The sequence below is a fragment of the Sphingobium sp. TomTYG74 genome (genome assembly GCF_055393875.1).
On the sequence record NZ_AP027341.1, the window covers coordinates 1,436,724 to 1,454,774 of the forward strand.

15 protein-coding genes are annotated in these 18,051 nt (G+C 63.5%); 6 read left to right on the forward strand and 9 right to left on the reverse strand.

The window, feature by feature from the left end; translation table 11 throughout:
• Positions 1-97: 97 nt before the first annotated feature.
• The 4 genes from rpsI to ACZ5TB_RS07300 all read right to left on the reverse strand — a co-directional run bounded on the left by rpsI (position 98) and on the right by ACZ5TB_RS07300 (position 2,602).
• Positions 98-631 carry a 30S ribosomal protein S9 gene (rpsI, locus tag ACZ5TB_RS07285; RefSeq protein WP_464790697.1) on the reverse strand — a complete coding sequence of 178 codons (534 nt, stop codon included), beginning with the start codon at positions 629-631 and terminating at the stop codon, positions 98-100.
• Positions 631-1,110, reverse strand: a complete 480-nt coding sequence (rplM, locus tag ACZ5TB_RS07290) for a 50S ribosomal protein L13 (protein ID WP_097092068.1) — start codon at positions 1,108-1,110, stop codon at positions 631-633. Before rplM ends, rpsI begins: the two co-directional genes overlap by 1 nt.
• Positions 1,111-1,241: 131 nt before the next feature.
• The gene (cutA, locus tag ACZ5TB_RS07295; RefSeq protein WP_464790698.1) at positions 1,242-1,562 is read right to left on the reverse strand and encodes a divalent-cation tolerance protein CutA; all 321 of its coding nucleotides are present in this window, start codon (positions 1,560-1,562) and stop codon (positions 1,242-1,244) included.
• A complete protein-coding gene (locus ACZ5TB_RS07300) occupies positions 1,559-2,602 on the reverse strand; it encodes a COX15/CtaA family protein (protein WP_464790699.1) in 1,044 nt (347 codons plus the stop codon). Before ACZ5TB_RS07300 ends, cutA begins: the two co-directional genes overlap by 4 nt.
• Positions 2,603-2,742: 140 nt before the next feature.
• Here ACZ5TB_RS07300 and ACZ5TB_RS07305 point away from each other — a divergent pair, with 140 nt between their 5' ends.
• Positions 2,743-4,779, forward strand: a complete 2,037-nt coding sequence (locus ACZ5TB_RS07305) for a hybrid sensor histidine kinase/response regulator (RefSeq protein ID WP_464790700.1) — start codon at positions 2,743-2,745, stop codon at positions 4,777-4,779.
• A gap of 147 nt (positions 4,780-4,926) precedes the next feature.
• Here the strand turns inward: ACZ5TB_RS07305 and ACZ5TB_RS07310 are convergent, their stop codons facing one another.
• Together ACZ5TB_RS07310 and ACZ5TB_RS07315 are read right to left on the reverse strand one after the other, a co-directional pair.
• Positions 4,927-5,556, reverse strand: coding sequence for a 2-dehydro-3-deoxy-6-phosphogalactonate aldolase (locus ACZ5TB_RS07310; protein ID WP_464790701.1), 630 nt, complete (start codon positions 5,554-5,556; stop codon positions 4,927-4,929).
• Positions 5,553-6,455: a 2-dehydro-3-deoxygalactonokinase gene (locus ACZ5TB_RS07315; RefSeq protein WP_464790702.1), complete on the reverse strand. Its 903-nt coding sequence runs from the start codon at positions 6,453-6,455 to the stop codon at positions 5,553-5,555. The genes ACZ5TB_RS07310 and ACZ5TB_RS07315 overlap by 4 nt, the downstream gene beginning before the upstream one ends.
• 99 nt (positions 6,456-6,554) lie before the next feature.
• Here ACZ5TB_RS07315 and ACZ5TB_RS07320 point away from each other — a divergent pair, with 99 nt between their 5' ends.
• The 3 genes from ACZ5TB_RS07320 to ACZ5TB_RS07330 are packed head-to-tail and all read left to right on the forward strand — an operon-like array spanning position 6,555 to position 10,080.
• Positions 6,555-8,357, forward strand: a complete 1,803-nt coding sequence (locus ACZ5TB_RS07320) for an IlvD/Edd family dehydratase (protein ID WP_464790703.1) — start codon at positions 6,555-6,557, stop codon at positions 8,355-8,357.
• Between the two features lie 17 nt (positions 8,358-8,374).
• Positions 8,375-9,304, forward strand: coding sequence for a Gfo/Idh/MocA family protein (locus ACZ5TB_RS07325; protein WP_464790704.1), 930 nt, complete (start codon positions 8,375-8,377; stop codon positions 9,302-9,304).
• Between the two features lie 11 nt (positions 9,305-9,315).
• Positions 9,316-10,080 (forward strand): FadR/GntR family transcriptional regulator, encoded by a 765-nt coding sequence (locus ACZ5TB_RS07330; RefSeq protein WP_464777880.1) that lies wholly within the window; start codon positions 9,316-9,318, stop codon positions 10,078-10,080.
• A 325-nt stretch (positions 10,081-10,405) separates the two neighbouring features.
• Here ACZ5TB_RS07330 and ACZ5TB_RS07335 read toward each other — a convergent pair whose 3' ends face one another.
• A complete protein-coding gene (locus tag ACZ5TB_RS07335) occupies positions 10,406-13,024 on the reverse strand; it encodes a GAF domain-containing protein (protein ID WP_464790705.1) in 2,619 nt (872 codons plus the stop codon).
• Between the two features lie 588 nt (positions 13,025-13,612).
• Between ACZ5TB_RS07335 and ACZ5TB_RS07340 the strand changes: the two genes are divergently transcribed.
• Complete coding sequence (locus ACZ5TB_RS07340) at positions 13,613-14,602, forward strand: LacI family DNA-binding transcriptional regulator (protein ID WP_464790706.1); 990 nt, start codon at positions 13,613-13,615, stop codon at positions 14,600-14,602.
• Here ACZ5TB_RS07340 and ACZ5TB_RS07345 read toward each other — a convergent pair.
• Both ACZ5TB_RS07345 and ACZ5TB_RS07350 read right to left on the reverse strand, forming a co-directional pair.
• Complete coding sequence (locus tag ACZ5TB_RS07345) at positions 14,599-15,456, reverse strand: SMP-30/gluconolactonase/LRE family protein (RefSeq protein WP_464790707.1); 858 nt, start codon at positions 15,454-15,456, stop codon at positions 14,599-14,601. The two genes, ACZ5TB_RS07340 and ACZ5TB_RS07345, sit on opposite strands and share 4 nt — an antisense overlap.
• A 3-nt stretch (positions 15,457-15,459) precedes the next feature.
• Positions 15,460-16,554, reverse strand: coding sequence for an aldose epimerase family protein (locus tag ACZ5TB_RS07350; protein ID WP_464790708.1), 1,095 nt, complete (start codon positions 16,552-16,554; stop codon positions 15,460-15,462).
• Positions 16,555-16,719: 165 nt separating this feature from the next.
• Here ACZ5TB_RS07350 and ACZ5TB_RS07355 point away from each other — a divergent pair, with 165 nt between their 5' ends.
• Positions 16,720-18,024 (forward strand): sugar MFS transporter, encoded by a 1,305-nt coding sequence (locus ACZ5TB_RS07355; protein WP_464790709.1) that lies wholly within the window; start codon positions 16,720-16,722, stop codon positions 18,022-18,024.
• The last annotated feature ends 27 nt before the right edge of the window (positions 18,025-18,051 follow it).

Here is an 18,051-nt window from a genome sequence, read left to right on the forward strand (position 1 = left end):
TAACCGAAGGTTGCCACCGGTACGATTGCGCAACGGTTGCAGACAAAGAAAAAGGGGCCGGAAAACCGGCCCCTTCCAAAATATTGGTAGCTGACGCTTAGCGCTTCGAGAACTGGAAGCTGCGGCGAGCCTTGGCGCGACCGTACTTCTTACGCTCGACGGTACGGCTGTCGCGGGTCAGGAAGCCTTCGGCCTTGACCGCGCTGCGCAGCGCCGGCTCATACTTCGACAGAGCCTGGGCAATGCCGTGCTTGACCGCACCAGCCTGGCCCGAGAGACCGCCGCCCTTGACGGTGGCGATCACGTCATACTGACCTTCACGCTCAGTGATGCCGAAGGGCTGGTTGATCACCAGACGCAGGGTCGGGCGAGCGAAATATACTTCCTGATCGCGGCCATTGACCGTGATCTTGCCGGTGCCGGGCTTCACCCAGACGCGGGCGACGGCATCCTTACGGCGGCCGGTCGCATAAGCGCGGCCGAGGCTGTCGATTTCCTGGGCGCGTAGGGGAGCCGAGGGCTGAACAGGAGCGATCGGCGCGTCGGCAGCGACGGTCTCACCAGCGGCGGGCGCGGGAGCGTTGGCGGTCAGCGACGCGAGGTCGGACAGGGACTGGCGGTTATCGGACATTATGCACCCACCTTGTTCTTGCGGTTGCGCGATGCGAAATCGAGCACTTCGGGGTTCTGCGCTTCGTGCGGATGTTCAGCACCGGCGAAGATGCGCAGGTTGCGCATCTGCTGACGGCCGAGCGGACCACGTGGGATCATGCGCTCAACGGCCTTTTCAAGCACGCGCTCGGGGAAACGGCCTTCCAGGATCTTGGCAGGCGTGGTTTCCTTGATGCCACCAGCATAGCCGGTGTGCTTGTAGTAGACCTTGTCGGTCAGCTTGCGGCCGGTGAACTTCACCTTGCCAGCGTTGATGATGATGACATTGTCACCGCAATCGACGTGGGGCGTGAAGCTGGTCTTGTGCTTGCCGCGAAGGATGTTCGCGACGGTCGAGGCGAGGCGGCCGACGACGAGACCTTCCGCGTCGATCAGGATCCACTTCTTTTCGACCGTTGCCGGGGTTGCCGGCTTAGTGGTCTTCATCAGCGCCTTCATGGTGCCAATCTCCAGAATGAAATAGTGAATTGAACGCGTTTTGAGGGCGATCAAAGATGGGCGCTAATGACCGGTGAGGTTCAGGAAGTCAAGAGATTCGGCGGGTTTCCTGACGGGTAAAATGATACCCGTCACTTCACGATCTGTTCAGCCACCCATTTTGCGTAGCTTAAATCGGCGCTTTCCACCGGTATTGCGAGGATGGCGGGCACTTCATAGTCGTGAAGTTCCGCGATCCGCGCCATCAGGGCGTCGCGGCGCGAGGGCGTTGTCTTGAACAGCACCGGCACCTCCGCCGCGCTTTCCAGCACCCCGTTCCATTCGTAGAGCGACGTCGCAGCCCCGAGCATGTTGGCGCAGGCGGCAAGCCCTTCCCCGATAAGCTGGCGCGCGACGCGGTCGGCGGCCTCCGCCGAACCGAAGAGCGTGTAGACGAGCGCGACGCCGCTCACGCCCGGCGTGCCCCGATCGCATGCGCACCCCAGGCCGCGGAAGCGACGACGAGGGCGCCGACCGCCTGATGCAGCACCGCGAGCGGCAAGGCGATGCCGCTGACGACGGTGGCGATGCCCAGCGCGATCTGCGTGCCGACGGCAGCATTGATGGCGATCGAGGGACCGCGCCGCCCCGCCCTCTTTGCCCTCCGCGCGAGCAGGATCAACATCGCGGCGGCAACCCATGCCCACCAGCGATGGATGAAATGGACGAGATAAGGGTCGCTGGACAAGGTCGCCCAAAGCGATCCCAGCCACGAAATCCCTTCCGGCACGAGATGGTCGTTCATGAGCGGCCAATTGTTCGAGACATAGCCGGCGTCGAGCCCGGCGGTGAACGCGCCGAACATCAGCTGGACCAGCAGCGCCAGCAGGACGACCAGCGCAAAAGGCCTGAGCGCGGCAGGACGGACGGCCGGGCTCCGCGCCAGGGCAAACAGATCAAGCGCCGTCCAGACAAGGCCGCCGATGATGAAGAGTGCCGTCAGCAGATGGACCGCAAGCCGGTAATGGCTGACATCAGTGCGCACGGACAGACCAGAGGTGACCATCCACCAGCCGATTGCGCCCTGAAGCCCCCCGAGCGCCAGCAAAGCGACCAGACGCCAGCCATAGCCGGACGGGATCGCGCGGCGAAAGGCGAACCACAGGAGCGGCAGGGCGAAGGCGAGGCCTATCAGTCGTCCAAGCAGCCGATGCACCCATTCCCAGAAGAAGATGAACTGAAAATCGGACAGGGCCATGCCCTGCCGCAACTGCTGATATTCGGGGATCTGCTGATAAAGGCGAAATGCCTCCATCCACTGGTCATGGGTAAGAGGCGGTATGGCGCCGGTAATCGGCTTCCACTGCGTTATCGACAGGCCCGATTCGGTGAGCCGGGTGATGCCGCCCACCACGACCATGCAGAAAACCAGCGCGGCTACCGTGAGCAGCCAGCGGGCGATGGAAAGTGGGCGGGATGTAGCCATGGCCGGGCGAAGGGCAAGTTCGGTCATGGCGCCGATCCATGCGCCGATGCCCGGATTGTTGCAAGAGGGCGCCCATTGGACAAAAGGTCGCAACGCCCCGTAACGAGCGGATACAAATCACCGCACAGGCGTATCCCGTCTATGCACTTCTTAACAGAGGATAATCGATGAGCGCCCTGGCGAACGACACTGCCGGGATGATCGCTGCGCAGGGTCCGATCGGAGACCTGACGGCGCGCATCGGCGACGGGTCCCCTCTGGGTCCGGTCCGCCAATGGTCGCCTGCGCTGATATCAACGGTGCGGCTGATGCTGTCTTCCAAGGCGGAGATCGTGCTGTTCTGGGGTCCTGAACTCTGCGCGCTCTATAATGAAGCCTATGCGCCGACGATTGGCGACAAGCATCCGGGGGCATTGGGCCGTCCGGCACGGGAGAATTGGGCCGAGCTGTGGGACGATCTGGAGCCGCTGCTGCTGTCGGTACTCGAAAAGGGCGAGACGGTGCATGCCAAGGACCGCCCCTTTTACATCGAGCGGGATGGCGGCCGGGGCGAGGAAGTCTATTTCGACATCAGCTATTCACCCGTGTTCGAAGCGGACGGGTCGATCGGCGGGGCGCTGTGCATCGTCAATGAGACGACGCAGCGCGTCCGAACCGAGCGGGAGATGCTGGCGGATCGCAACCGATTATGGACGCTGGCCCGCGACCCTTTTCTGATAGCCGACATGGACGGCACATGGCTGTCGGCCAGCCCTGCATGGACGGACATATTGGGATGGAGCCAGGAGGAGTTGATCGGCCGCACGTCGGAATGGATGGAGCATCCCGATGATGTCGCGCATGTCCGGAACGAGGTTGATACGCTCCAGCAAGGCATTCCCACGCGGCGCTTTGAAAACAGGTTCCGAACAAAGGACGGCGATTATCGTAACTTCAGCTGGACAGCGGTGCCCGACAATGGGCTGATCTATTGCGTGGCGCGGGATGTTACCGAACAGCGCGCCCATGCCCGCGCGCTTGCCGATGCGGAGGCCGCGTTGCGGCAGGCGCAGAAGATGGAGACGCTCGGCCAGTTGACCGGTGGCGTGGCCCATGACTTCAACAATTTGTTGCAGGTGGTGACGGGCAATCTTGAACTGCTCCAGCGCGGCCTCAATGATAATGAGCGGATGCGCCGTGCGGCGGACAATGCGATGGCGGGCGCCGAACGTGCAGCCATGCTGACGCAGCGGCTGCTCGCCTTTTCCCGCCGCCAGCCATTGGCGCCCGAGCGTGTGAACCCCAATCGGCTGGTGAGCCGCATGTCTGAGTTGCTGAGCCGCACATTGGGCGAGCGGATCGAGGTTGAGACGATTCAGACCGCGCGCGCCTGGCCGATTGAGATCGACCTTAATCAAATGGAAAATGCGCTGTTGAACCTCGCGGTCAACGCCCGTGATGCGATGCCCGGTGGCGGCAAGCTGACCATCGAGGTCGCCAATACGCATATCGATGACCATTATGCGGCGAAGGAAGAGGATGTGCAGCCTGGGCAATATGTGCTGATCAGCCTGTCGGACACAGGACAGGGCATGGATGCCGAGACGTTGAGCCACGCGATCGAGCCTTTCTTCACCACCAAGGAGGTGGGCCGGGGCACCGGGCTTGGGCTGTCCATGGTCTATGGTTTCATCAAGCAGTCGGGCGGCCACATCCGGGTTTATTCGGAGGTCGGCGAAGGGACGAGCGTCAAGATTTACCTGCCGCGCTATCATGGGCTGGTGCCAGCAAATGATCAGTTGGAGGAGGCGCCGCGCCCGGCCGTGAGCGGGGGCGATGAAACGGTTCTGGTGTGCGAGGATGACGATAATGTCCGCGCCTATGCGGTCGAGGTGCTGAACGAGCTGGGCTATCGGGTGATCGAGGCCAGTAACGGAGCGGCGGCGCTCGACGCGCTGGAGCACGCCCCGGTGCCGGTCGACCTGCTATTTACCGATGTGGTGCTGCCCGGTGGGATGACCGGCGCGGACGTTGCCCGGGAAGCTACGGCGAGGCGGCCAGAGCTTAAGATCCTGTTCGCGACGGGCTATGCGCGCAACGCGATATTCCACCATGGGCGGTTGGACCCGGGGGTGGAGTTGCTGACCAAGCCTTTCACTTACGCGGAACTGGCGGGGAAGGTGCGCGAGATGTTGGACCGGCGGGAAGAGCAACGGGTGGGGTAGTGGATTGGGAGAGTGGGCTTCGACTTTGCTCAGCCTGAATGGGGGTTACCCGTGCTCCTGCGAAGGCAGGAGCCCAGCGGCGAGGTTTGAACTGGGCTCCTGCCTTCGCAGGAGCACGAATCTCTAAGGGAGGGAGCGGGAGCGCGCCTAACCAATGGCACGCCACGCGGCGACCAACGCCCTCGCGCGTTCCGCCACCGTCGCGGCATTGTCTCCGGGGCGGTATAGCGCGCCGCCGACGCCGATGCCTTCGCAGCCTGCGCCAAGCCATTGGCCGATCGTGTCAGCGCCTGTGCCGCCCACCGCCCAGAGGCCGACATGGCGCGGCAGAACTTCCTTGATGGCCTTTATATAGGCGGGACCGAGGCTGGCGGCCGGGAAGAGTTTCAGGCGGCGGGCGCCAGCGCGGACGGCGGCAAAGCCTTCGCTGGGGGTCATGAAGCCGGGCAGCATGTCGAAGCCATATTGCGCGCCTCGGGCGATGACGGCCGGGTCGGTATTGGGCGTGACCATGATGCGGCCGCCCGTACGGCGCAGGTCGTCTACCGCTTCGACCGTCAGCACGGTGCCGCCGCCGATCAGCGCGGTCGCGCCGAACGCCTGTTGGAGCGCGGTGATGCTTTCGAAGGGTTCGGGCGAGTTCAGCGGCACTTCGATAATGCGGATGCCCGCATCGATGAGAGCCGCGCCGATTTCCACCGCTTCTTCGGGGCGAAGGCCGCGCAGGATAGCGGCGATGGGGGGCGCTCCGGCTGCAAGAAGGGAATCGAGGGTCATGCAGCATTCTCCGGAAGGGTGAGGCCAGCGAGGACGCAATCGTCGCCGCTCAAAGATCGGGAAGCAAGGCCCTGTGCCTCCAGCGCCTCTGCATAGCGGGCGCAAAGGCGCTGGTCGCCGATGAGGGTGATGCCGCTTACTTCGCCGAGCATGGCGCGCACTTCGGCTATTTCGCAGCCGATGAGCAGGCCGGAGATATAGCCAGCGGCCCAATCGGGGGAGCGTCCGGCGCGCAAACGCTTGGCGCGGGCGGCGAAGAGGTTGGTGAGGAGGCGGCCCTCCCCTGCCCCGTCGAGGCCTTCGGCGAAACCTTTCGCCTCTTCGGCGGCTTCGGTGGGAGCGGATTTGGGGCCGAGGGTGGAGTGATCACGCAGCAGGGCGAAGAGTTCGCCGGTGGGCACGGTGCGGAAGCTGATGATGCGGCCTTCCTCCACCAGCGACCATTTATTGTGGGTGCCGGGCAGGACGATGAGGTGGCGGCCTTGTGCAAGATCGGGATTCCGATGCATTGCGCCGAAGATTTGGGTTTCTTCACCGCGCATGACGTCGGGCACGCCCTCCTTGTCCGTGCAGGCCAGGCCCGCGAGGATCGTGACGGGAGCGCCTTGCCAGTCGAAGCGCATGGCGGCGGCGCGCCATTGCTGCGCGGTGGCGGGGCAGTCGGCATAGGGCGCCTCCACCCAGCCATCGCGTGCGCCCGCCATGCCGCACAGGCGTATGCTGTCGGGCGCGCCATCTTCCAGCCAGGGGGCGATGGTTTGCGCGAAGGCTTGCGCGGCGTTCGCGCCCGCTTCGGCAATGCCGGGACCTTCGCGGCGGGCGGTGACTTGCCCCTGCTCCATGCGGAAGAGGCGCAGGCGGCTGGTGCCCCAGTCGCCAACGACATCATAGCTGCTCATGCTGAAGTCATTTCCGTTCTTGTCTGCTTATTTGTATGAGTATATGCAACGGTCGATAGCGTCAATGCATCGCGCACCTCATGTCTTTCAGGAACTCTCATGGCCGCTTCGTCTCAGCCCAACCGGAAATTGCGCAGCCGCGCCTGGTTCGACAATCCCGACAATATCGACATGACGGCGCTCTATGTGGAGCGTTACCTGAACTTCGGGCTGAGCCTGGAGGAACTGCGCAGTGGCAAGCCGATCATCGGCATCGCGCAGACGGGGAGCGACCTTTCGCCCTGCAACCGGCACCATCTGGTGCTGGCCGAGCGCATCCGCGAGGGGATTCGCGAGATGGGCGGGATCGCGCTGGAGTTTCCGGTGCATCCGATCCAGGAGACGGGCAAGCGGCCGACGGCGGGTCTGGACCGCAACCTTGCCTATCTGGGGCTGGTCGAAGCGCTGTACGGCTATCCGATCGATGGGGTGGTGCTGACGACGGGCTGCGACAAAACGACACCTGCGCTGCTGATGGCGGCGGCGACGGTCAATATTCCCGCGATCGCGCTGTCGGTCGGGCCGATGCTGAACGGTTGGCACAAGGGGCAGCGGACGGGGTCGGGCACGATCGTCTGGCATGCGCGGCAGCTGCTGGCGGCGGGGAAGATCGATGATGAGGGCTTCATCAAGCTGGTGGCTTCGTCGGCGCCCTCGACCGGCTATTGCAACACGATGGGCACGGCGACGACGATGAACTCGCTGGCCGAGGCGCTGGGGATGATGCTGCCGGGATCGGCGGCTATTCCGGCGCCCTATCGCGATCGGCAGGAGGCCGCGTGGCGCACGGGCAAGCGGATCGTGGAGATGGTGGCGGAGGATCTGAAGCCGTCCGACATATTGACGCTGGATGCCTTTCATAACGCGATCTTGGTCAACTCGGCGATCGGGGGATCGACCAATGCGCCGATCCATCTGGCGGCGATCGCGCGACATGTTGGCGTCGAACTGCCGCTGAAGGATTGGGAGACGGTGGGGCATGATGTGCCGCTGCTGGTGAACCTGCAACCGGCGGGCGAGTATCTGGGCGAGGATTATTATCATGCCGGGGGCGTGCCTGCTGTGGTGGGGCAGCTGATCGCGCAGGGCTTGATCCGCGAGGGCGCGATGACGGTCAACGGGCGGACGATGGGCGAGAATTGCCGAGGGGTGGCGATCGAGGATGAGAATGTCATCCGGCCTTTCGCCCAGCCTTTGAAGGAGGAAGCGGGTTTCCTCGTTCTGTCGGGCAATTTGTTCGACGCGGCGATCATGAAGACGAGCGTTATCAGTGAGGAGTTCCGGCAGCGTTACCTGTCCAACCCGGCCGATCCTAATGCTTTTGAGGGGCCTGCGGTCGTGTTCGACGGGCCGGAGGATTATCATGCGCGGATCGATGATCCGGCGGTGGGCATTACGCCCGATACGCTGATGTTCATGCGCGGCGCGGGGCCGATCGGCTATCCGGGCGCGGCGGAGGTGGTGAACATGCGGCCGCCCGCTTACCTGATCACCGAAGGCGTGTCCGCCCTGCCCTGCATCGGCGACGGGCGGCAGTCGGGGACGTCGGGTAGCCCTTCGATCCTCAACGCCTCGCCGGAGGCCGCGGCGATGGGCGGGCTGGCGCTGCTGAAGACCGGGGACCGGGTGCGGATGGACCTGGAGGCGCGGACGGTGAATGTGCTGATCCCGGACGAGGAGCTGGAGGCGCGGCGCGCGGCGCTGCGGGCAGAGGGGGGGTATCCTTATCCCGCTTCGCAGACGCCGTGGCAGGAGATTCAGCGGGCGCTGGTGGGGCAGCTGGACAAGGGCGCGATCCTGGAGGGTGCGGAGAAATTCCAGCGGATTGCCCAGACTCAGGGCCTGCCGCGCGACAATCACTAAGAGATAAGGGAAGCGGCATGAGCGGGATCATCAAGGCGGGGCTGGTCGGGCTGGGCAAGATCGCCCGCGACCAGCATTTGCCCGCTATCGAACAGACAAGCGGCATCGATCTGGTGGCGGTCGCCAGCCGGAATGCGCGGGCGGATGGGGTGAACAACTATCCCACGCTCGACGCGATGCTGGCGGGCGAGCCGGACATGAATGCGGTGATCCTGTGCCAGCCGCCGCAGGTGCGGTATGAGGCCGCGCGCAAGGCGATCCTCGCGGGCAAGCATGTATTTCTGGAAAAGCCCCCCGGCGCTACGGTGACGGAGGTAGAGGCGCTGATCGCCCTAGCGAAGGCGCAGGGCGTGACGCTCTATGCGAGTTGGCACAGTCGCCATGCCGCCGCCGTGGCGCAGGCAAAGGCATGGCTCGCCGTGCGCAAGGTCACGCGCGTATCGATCGAGTGGCGCGAAGATGTGCGGCACTGGCATCCGGGACAGCCGTGGATTTGGGAAGCGGGCGGCTTTGGCGTGTTCGATCCGGGCATCAACGCGCTGTCGATCCTGACCGAAATCATGCCGGAGCCGGTGACAATGCTGTCCGCCAGCCTGGACGTTCCATCCAATAAGGATGCCCCGATCGCCGCCGCCCTGAAGATGGCGAGCGCATCGGGCGCGCCGATCGATGCAGCGTTTGACTGGCGACAAACCGGTCCGCAGACATGGGACATTGCCGTCGAGACGGACGATGGCGCGCTGATCCTGTCAGAAGGCGGAAACCGCCTGACGCTGAACGGGGACGTCATGGTGCAGGCGCCCGACCATGAATATCCCGATATGTACCGCCTGTTCGTCGAGCTGGTGGGCCGGGGCGCGATCGAGGCGGATACCAGCCCCCTGCGACTGGTGGCTGACGCCTTCCTTTGCGGCAAGCATTGCCCTACGGCGGCGTTCGACGATTAGACAAAAGGAGCATGGCATTGGGGAGGGAAGACCGGCATCCAGCCGAACGCAAGTTCGGACATGAGGAAGGCGGGCTTCGCATCCATCAGGCCATTGCCCGGCAGCTTGGCACCGCCATCGTCGCGGGAGTCCACAAGCCCGGCGATGTTTTCGAAGGCGAGATCGAGGCCGCCGAACGGCTGGGCGTATCCCGCACAGCCTATCGGGAAGCGGTGCGCATTCTGGTGGCAAAGGGCATGCTGGAAAGCCGACCCAAGGCGGGCACGCGCGTCCTGCCGCGCATCCGCTGGAATGTGCTGGACCCGGAGATGCTCGCCTGGATGTTCGCGGGAGAACCCGACCCGGCCTTTGTCCGCGATCTGTTTGAACTGCGCGGCCTCATAGAACCGGCAGCGGCGGAACTGGCGGCGCGGCGGCGCACCGATGCGCAGCTTTCGGCGATGGAACAGGCGTTGATGAGCATGCGCGATCATGGCCTTTCGTCCGAAGAAGGACGCGCGGCCGACCAGCGTTTTCACCACGCTATCCTTGCCGCGACGCAAAATGACGCCCTGGCTGCGCTGGCGAGTTCGGTGGGCGCGGCGGTCAGCTGGACCACGACATTCAAACAGCGGAAGAAGTCGTCGCCACGCGATCCTTTTGCGGATCATCGCGCTGTGTTCGATGCGATTGCTTTGCGGGATGCGGACGGGGCGCGATCGGCGATGGCGGAACTGTTGCGGCTGGCTCTGGCGGATATGGATGTTGCGCTTTCGGGGCCGGGGGTGGGTTCTTAGAGCATTGAGTGCCGCCGCATGGCGAGAGCAACCATCTTTGTCCGCGCAGAGACGCAGAGATCGCAGAGGAATTCGGGGCTTTCGACCCACGCGCCTCCCGCCGGGGGCAAACCCCGATCGCTCTCGCGCCAGCCTCGCCTTCGATGCGGGGCACCGCCCAACCCCCTACCCCTACGCTTCTGCGCCAATAAAATCCTGATCCCCTGAACCCCGCTCCCCACATGCCGGGCCAAGCATGACCTTTCTTCTTATAGGAAGTAGAGCCCTTCGACAGGCTCAGGGCGAACGGAGGTTGTGGGGCAACCGGGAGCTTTTTGGCTCCTGATCAGCTTTGATCGATGAGGTCGCGTAGGCGGCTTGCCAGTTCCTGTAGCGTGAAGGGTTTTGCGAGCAAGGCGATGTCGGGGTCCAGCTTTCCGTCGCGCAGGAAGCCATCGCGGGTGTAGCCGCTGGTATAGAGGATTTTGAGGTCGGGCCTTAATGCGCGGGCCTTGTCGCTCAACTCCTTGCCGGACATTCCCGGCATGACCACATCGGTGAACAGCAGGTCGATCGGCTGATCCTCCGCTTCGATCAGGCGCAGTGCAGCGTTGCCGTCGGCTGCCTCCAGAGCCCGGTAGCCAAGTTCGCACAGGATTTCGACGGAATAGGCACGCACGCCGTCGTCATCTTCCACCACCAATATGGTTTCCCCATTGGCTGACAGGTCGTGCTGGGCGGCCTTTTCCTCCTGCGCCTCATCCGCCTCTCCGATAAAGCGCGGCAGGTAGATTTTTACCGTGGTCCCCTGCCCCTGTTTCGACAGCACTTCGACATGGCCGCCCGATTGCTTGACGAAGCCGTAGACCTGACTGAGGCCGAGCCCCGTGCCCCGGCCGATTTCCTTGGTGGTGAAAAAGGGTTCGAAAATACGCGACAGCACCGGCGGCGCCATGCCGGTGCCGGTGTCGCTGACCGCAATCATCACATAATTGCCCGGCGTCACGTCGCCACAAGCGGCGGCATAGCCGCTGTCCAGATGAGCGTTGCCGGTTTCGATCGTCAGCGTCCCGCCATCAGCCATGGCGTCGCGCGCATTCACCGCGAGGTTCAGCAGCGCGCTTTCTATCTGGTTGGGATCGGCTTCTACCAGCCATAGATGAGGGCCGCTGACCGTTTCCAACTGGATGAGTTCGCCAAGGGCACGCTTCAGCAGATCGGAAAGCCCGTCCACCACCCGGTCGAGATACAGCGGCTTGGGCGACAAGGGTTGCCGCCGGGAAAAGGCGAGCAGCCGCTGGGTGAGCGACGCCGCACGCTCCGCCCCCTGCCGCGCATTGGCGATCGCGCGGCTGATCTTGGCCGGGTCCGATCCCGTTTCCAGATTGCGCTGCGCCAATTCGATATTGCCGTTAATGACGGTCAGCAGATTGTTGAAATCATGCGCGATGCCGCCGGTGAGTTGTCCCACCGCCTCCATCTTCTGCGCCTGACGTAGCTGATCCTCGACCGCCCGTTTTTCGGTGAGGTCGCGCGTCACCTTTGCAAAGCCGATCAGACGACCCTGATCGTCATGAATGGCGTCGACGATGATGCTGGCCCAGAATTCGGACCCGTTCTTACGCACCCGCCAGCCTTCAGCCTCAAACCGCCCGGCGCTGGCCGCGACCTGAAGGGTGTGGGCTGGCATGCCCGCTTGCTGGTCCGGATCAGTGTAGAAGCAGGAGAAGTGATGCCCGACGATTTCATGGGCCGTATAGCCCTTGATCCGTTCCGCCCCGGCATTCCAGTTAGTAATCGTGCCGTTCGCATCCAGCATGCACATGGCGTAATCGGTCACGCCCTGAACCAGCAGGCCGAAGCGCCGCTCGCTTTGTTCCAGTTCGCGGAAGGCGGCGCGGATCTGCTCGGTGCGCTGTTCGATACGCTGTTCCAACGTGGCGTTCAGCTGGCGCAATTCCCCTTCCGCCACCGTTCGCGCCGCGATTTCCCGCTGCGCCTTATGGTGGAGGCGGGCATTATCGATGGCGATCGATGCGTGCCCGGCGACCCCGGCCATGATTTTTTCATGTTCAGCCGTGAAGCGGCCGGGCAGATGATGACCGAAGAAGAGGCCGCCCTGCACTTCACCGCTTTGCGAGATGACCGGCACCGCGAGATAGCTGGTGACCGGCAAGTGGCCGGGCGGCATGCCCCTGTGCGGGACATTGTGGCCGTAACGGGCGTCCTGCCGGATGTCATCGGACCGGACGATGCCCTCGCCCAGGAAAGTGGGCGCGAAAACGGCCGTGTTGCGGGGCATGGGGAAGTTGGCAAAGGCTTCCCTTGGAACGCCCGAGAGGCTGTAGAGCATGTAGCTCTCACCCTGCTGGTCGATCAGATTATAGAAAAAGGCGCCGAATTCAGCGCCGGTCAGTTCCACTGCGGCGTCGGTGATCGTCTGAACGACTATGTCCAGATTGGACTCGGCCGCGACGGCGGCGCCTATGCGATTGATGATCTCGAACGAAGTCTGCAACGACACATTGCGCACGGCGGCCCCGACAAGCCGGGCAAGCTGGCCGAGCAAATCGACCGAGAAATCGTCCGGCGCATTTGCGCGCGACCAATAGGCGCCGATCGCCATCGGCTGCGATCCGGTTTCGACCGGCGTCATCACCATGCTGCGGACGAAAGTGTCCGCATACAGTTGATGGGGAACGCGCGCGTCGGCGAAAATATCGGGGATGACCGCCGCCTCCCCATGAGTCATCACCCAGCCGGAAACACAGGCTGAACGCGGGAACCTTTGCCCCTTCCACAGCGGTTCGACGGCATCTTCGGCGACATAGAGGCAGTCATCGCCGTCCGCCAGCACGACCGTGATGCCCTGCGCCCCTGCGATGACACGCGCCGCCGTCCGCACGACTTCCACCACGTCCTCCAGCGAACGGGCGTTCGCCAGACGCTCCGCTGCCGCGAACAATGGCGTACATCGGTGAGGAGCGTCTTGAGCGGGCAGCAACATGTCCAACAAAACAGCCTTCGGGGAATGGGACGCCCCAGCATAACGCGTTGTTTTTGAACCGCCAACCACCCGAATTGCCGCAAAATGGTGAAAAGCTCTTAACCCTGATTGCATAAACGGGGGTTGATGAAGGTCAGGGCGGCGAAGCGGGCAATCGGCTATGATCACGCCGAGGTAGAACGAGCGATTCGCGGCGTTCAGCAAAATGGCCGGGAGGCGGCATGGCGGACATGGATCGCCCGCGCCAGATGCCCGCCGAGGTTTTCAGTGATGTTGGGAAAGCGCATCCCGGACAGCCGCGTGCTCGTGCAGTAGCCCGTAGCTGTCCGGGATGACCTCATCGCCATTCAAGGAATGACAACGCTGTCTTTCTTTAGACATTTGCGATGATCGATCAAGTCCCTTTTTGCTGTCTTGAGCCGAAAATCCGGACGCGATCCTTGGCCCCTGCGCCTCAGCCTTGTGCCGGGCGGCCTTTCCGTGCCAAGGCCGGAAAGATGCAATGGGGCTGTCACACAGGATTGGGCGCAATTCGCCGGGAGTTTCATGGCCAGCATCAATGACGTGGCGGCACTGGCGCGCGTTTCGATCAAGACGGTCTCGCGCGTGGTCAACAAGGCGCCCAATGTCAGCGAGGAACTGCGGGACCGGGTGACCGCGGCGATAGCGGAGCTGGACTATCGCCCGAACCAGTCCGCGCGGAGGCTGGCTGGCGGTCGGTCGTTCATGATCGCCTTCCTCTACAATAATCCGGTGGCAAGCTACATCAGCGGCATTCAGGCGGGTGCCGTCAACCGGTGCCGGGAACTGGGCTATCATCTGGTGGTCGAGCTGATCCCGCTGGCGGGTGAGGAGCGGTTCGACATATTGGAGGGGCTGGCGGCGGCGCTGCGTCCGGATGGCGTATTCCTGGCGCCTCCCCTGTCCGACGATCCCGCCGTGCTGGAATGGCTTGCTGGCAAGAAATTGCCCTGCGCGCGGATCGCGGGGCCGAATGGGGCGCAGAGCCTGAATATTGTGACGCCGGAATGGGCTGCGGGACGGATGGTGGCCGATCATCTGCTTGGCCTGGGTCATCGCCGGATCGGCGTTATCACGCCCCCGCCCGGCCATGAGGCGGCGACGCATCGCGTGGACGGGTTCCGCGAGGGGCTGGCGGCAGCGGGGCTGGCTGAGGAGCCTGAATTGTTCGTCGAGGGCGGGTTCGACTATCCGTCGGGGATCGCGGCGGGTGAGAGGCTGTTGGGGCTGGCAGAGCCGCCGACCGCGATCTTTGCGACCAACGACGACATGGCGCTGGGCGTTCTGCAACTGGCGCGGCAGCGGGGCTTGAGGGTGCCGGACGATCTTTCGGTTGTCGGGTTCGACGATACGCCCGCCAGCGCGACGGCCTGGCCGCCGCTCACGACCGTGCGGCAACCGCTGGCGCAGATGGGGGCAGCCGTCATCGACGCGCTGATCAATCGCCCCGCCAAGGCGCCGCAGTTCGATTTCGAGCTGGTGCAGCGGGAAAGTTCTGCGCCGCCCGCAGCCTAACCCGCATAAAGCGGCGTCGGCAAACCCTTCACACCGGCATCGACCTCAAACAGGCCGCCGTCATAGTCGCTGTCGGGCAATCCGACGGCCGCCGAACTCACGAACATGCGATCGAGCGCGGGGCCTGCAAAGCAGATGTTCGTCACCTGCTGCGCGGGCAAGGCGATGGCGCGGTCGAGCTTGCCGTCGGGCGTGAAGCGGCTGATGCGGCTGCCGCTCCAATGCGCGATCCAGAGATGTCCTTCGGCATCCACCGTCATGCCGTCGGGATAGCCGTCCGCGTCGCCGAACTGGATGAAGACTTCTCGCGCGGAAAGGCCGCCGCCTTCGGTGCGGGCGAAGCGGTAGACAGTGCGGCGCGCGCTGTCGGTGTGATAGAGCCAGTTGCCGCAAGGAGAAAAGGCAGGGCCGTTGGGGACGCGATAGCCGCTGTCCATCCGGGTCCAGCGACCGTCCGGATCCAGCCGGTAGAAGGCCCCGCTATCCTCCTTCTCCGCCATGTCCATCGTGCCACACCAGATGCGCCCTTGTGCATCCGCCTTGCCATCGTTCATGCGATTGCCGGGCAAATGCTGTTCAGGGTCGGCGAACGGCTCGATCGTCAGCGGATCAAGGGAAAGCCGCGCGAAGCCGCTCTGCAATCCGGCGATGAAGCCGCCGCCCTGTCGCTCGGAAACCCAGCCGATCGGCTCCGGCATGGTCCAGCGGTCGATGCGGCCATCCGTCAGCGACAGCCGATTGAGCGCGGGGGCGATGATGTCGGTCCAATAGACGGCATTGTCGCGCGCCGACCAGAGAGTGCCCTCGCCCAGCTGGTCGCGAATATCGCGTTTGATGAGTTGCCACTGCGCCATGGGTCAGCGCTTTACCGAGAGGCGATAGATCATGACGTGGCGATAGGGCTTGCCGGGATCGACCCGGGCCGAAGGAAAGTTCGGATGATTGGGCGCATCGGGGAAATTCTGCGGCTCAAGCGCGAAGCCGTCGCCCATGCGATAGAGATGACTGTTTTTACCAAGGAATGTCCCGTCGAGAAAATTGCCGGAGTAGAATTGAAGTCCAGGCTCCGTGCTCAGCACTTCAAGCACGCGCCCTGACTCAGGGTCCTCAAGACGCGCAGCCAGTTCCGGCGTTCCCGTCTGCCCCTTGTCCAATACCCAATTATGATCATAGCCGCGTCCGTAGGCGATCTGCTGATCGGCGCCGTCGCGCACCGCATCGTCCACGCGGCGGGGGACGCGGAAGTCGAACGGCGTTCCCGCGACCGGCCTGATCTCGCCGGTGGGAATGAGTCCCGCATCGACGGGCGTGTAGGCTTTGGCCGGTATCGTCAGCAGATGACCAAGGGCGCCGCCCGGCGCCCCCTCGCCCGCCAGATTGAATATGGCATGGTTGGTGAGGTTGACGATCGTGGGCTTGCTCGCCTTCGCCTCGTAACTGATGGTCAGGCCGCCGCTTTCGTCCAGTGCGTAGCTGATGCGGGTGTCAAGCTGGCCGGGATAGCCCGCCTCCCCATTCGGGCTGCTGTAGGAGAGGACGACTTCGGGCCGTGGTTCGCGGCGAACCGACACGACCTTCCATACCTGCTTGTCGAACCCCTTGCCGCCGCCGTGCAGCGTATTGCCCTTGTCATTGAGGGGCAGCTGGTAGGTCTGACCATCCAGAGTGAACCGGCCACGCCCAATGCGGTTGGCATAGCGACCAACGGTCACGCCAAAATAATCGGGCCGGGACAGATAACCTGCCAGATCATCATAACCGAGCAGTATATCGGCCTGCTTGCCGTCACGATCCGGCCCGCTGAATGACTGCAAGGTCGCGCCATAGGTGAGGATGCGGGCCGAAACGCCGTGGTCGTTAGAGAGCGTGATCGCTTCGACCGCCGTGCCGTCTGGAAGTTGTCCTGCGGAAGCGCGGCTGGCTTCGGTCGCCCATGCTGACGCGCTTGCCATCAGACATGCAAAATAATAGGACGACGATGTTCGAAAAGCATGGCTGATCCAGCCCCTCTGCATACGATCCCCTTACCGCCGGGGTATATTGACGCCCGACCGGCAGCTATATACTCGGACAAATTGAAGCAGCACAAGCCTGTTGGCGCCTGTTGGAGAAGATGAATGCCTGCACCTCCCTCATCATCAGCCACTCTGACGGCGGGCGACCACCCCGCCACCCGGTACGGGCCTGCCCTGACGCTGCTGGCCAGCCTGTTCTTCATGTGGGGCTTTATCACCGTCATCAACAACACGTTGCTGCCGCATCTGCGCAGCGTGTTCGAACTGAATTATACCCAGACAACGTTGATCGAGTCCGTCTGGTTCATCGCCTACTTCGTGGCATCCATCCCTTCGGCCAAGCTCATCGAGCGCGTCGGATACCAAAAGTCGCTGGTGATCGGCCTGCTGGTCATGGCGGCGGGGTCATTGGGCATGATGTTGGCGGCAAGCCTGCCATCCTATGGCGTCACACTGGCCATGCTATTCATCATCGCCAGCGGCATCACGCTGTTGCAGGTCGCGGCCAATCCCTATGTGGCGGTCGTCGGCAAGCCGGAGACAGCGTCGTCACGCCTCAATCTGGTGCAGGCGATGAACTCGGCTGGTACGATGCTCGCTCCGCTGTTCGGCGCCTATCTGATCCTTGGCCGATCAAAGGGCGGCACGGCGAGCGCGGACGTCGTCCTGACCCAGGCGGAACGGTTGGCCGATGCGCAATCGGTGATCCTGCCCTACGGGCTGGTTGCTGCGGTCCTGCTGGTGCTGGCGATCGTGATCGCTCGCTTTCCCCTGCCCGCCATGGGTTCGTCCACCTCGCGTCTGGCGAAGGAGGAGCGCAAGAACCACTCGCTCTGGGCGCATCGCAACCTGGTGTTCGGCATCCCCGCCATCTTCATTTACCTGATCGCGGAGATCGGCGTCGCCAACCTTTTCGTCAACTTCGTCAGCCAGCCTGACATCGCCAACCTGACCCATGAGCAGGCGGGACGTTATCTCACTTTCCTGTGGGGTGGCATGATGGTCGGTCGCTTCGTCGGATCGGCGATCATGCAGAAGGTGGACGCGGGCAAGGTTCTTGCCGCCTTCGCCACGGGGTCGTTCATCGTGATGCTGGTCGCGGTCTTCAGCCAGGGGGCGGTCGCCATGTGGGCGCTGATCCTGGTGGGCCTGGGCCATTCGATCATGTTTCCGACCATCTTCACCCTGGGCATCCGTGGGCTGGGGCCGTTGACCGAAGAGGGTTCGGGCCTGCTGATCATGGCAATCGCTGGCGGGTCGCTGGTGGTGGTGCAGGGATGGCTCGCCGACAATTACGGCTTGCAGAACAGCTTCCTGCTGACGGCCGCCTGCGAACTCTACATCCTCTTCTATGCCCTTTGGGGTTCAAGGCCCACGCACGCGTTGCCTGATCAGCATCTGGAATGATGCGCGCATAGCGGTATCAAGCGAAGG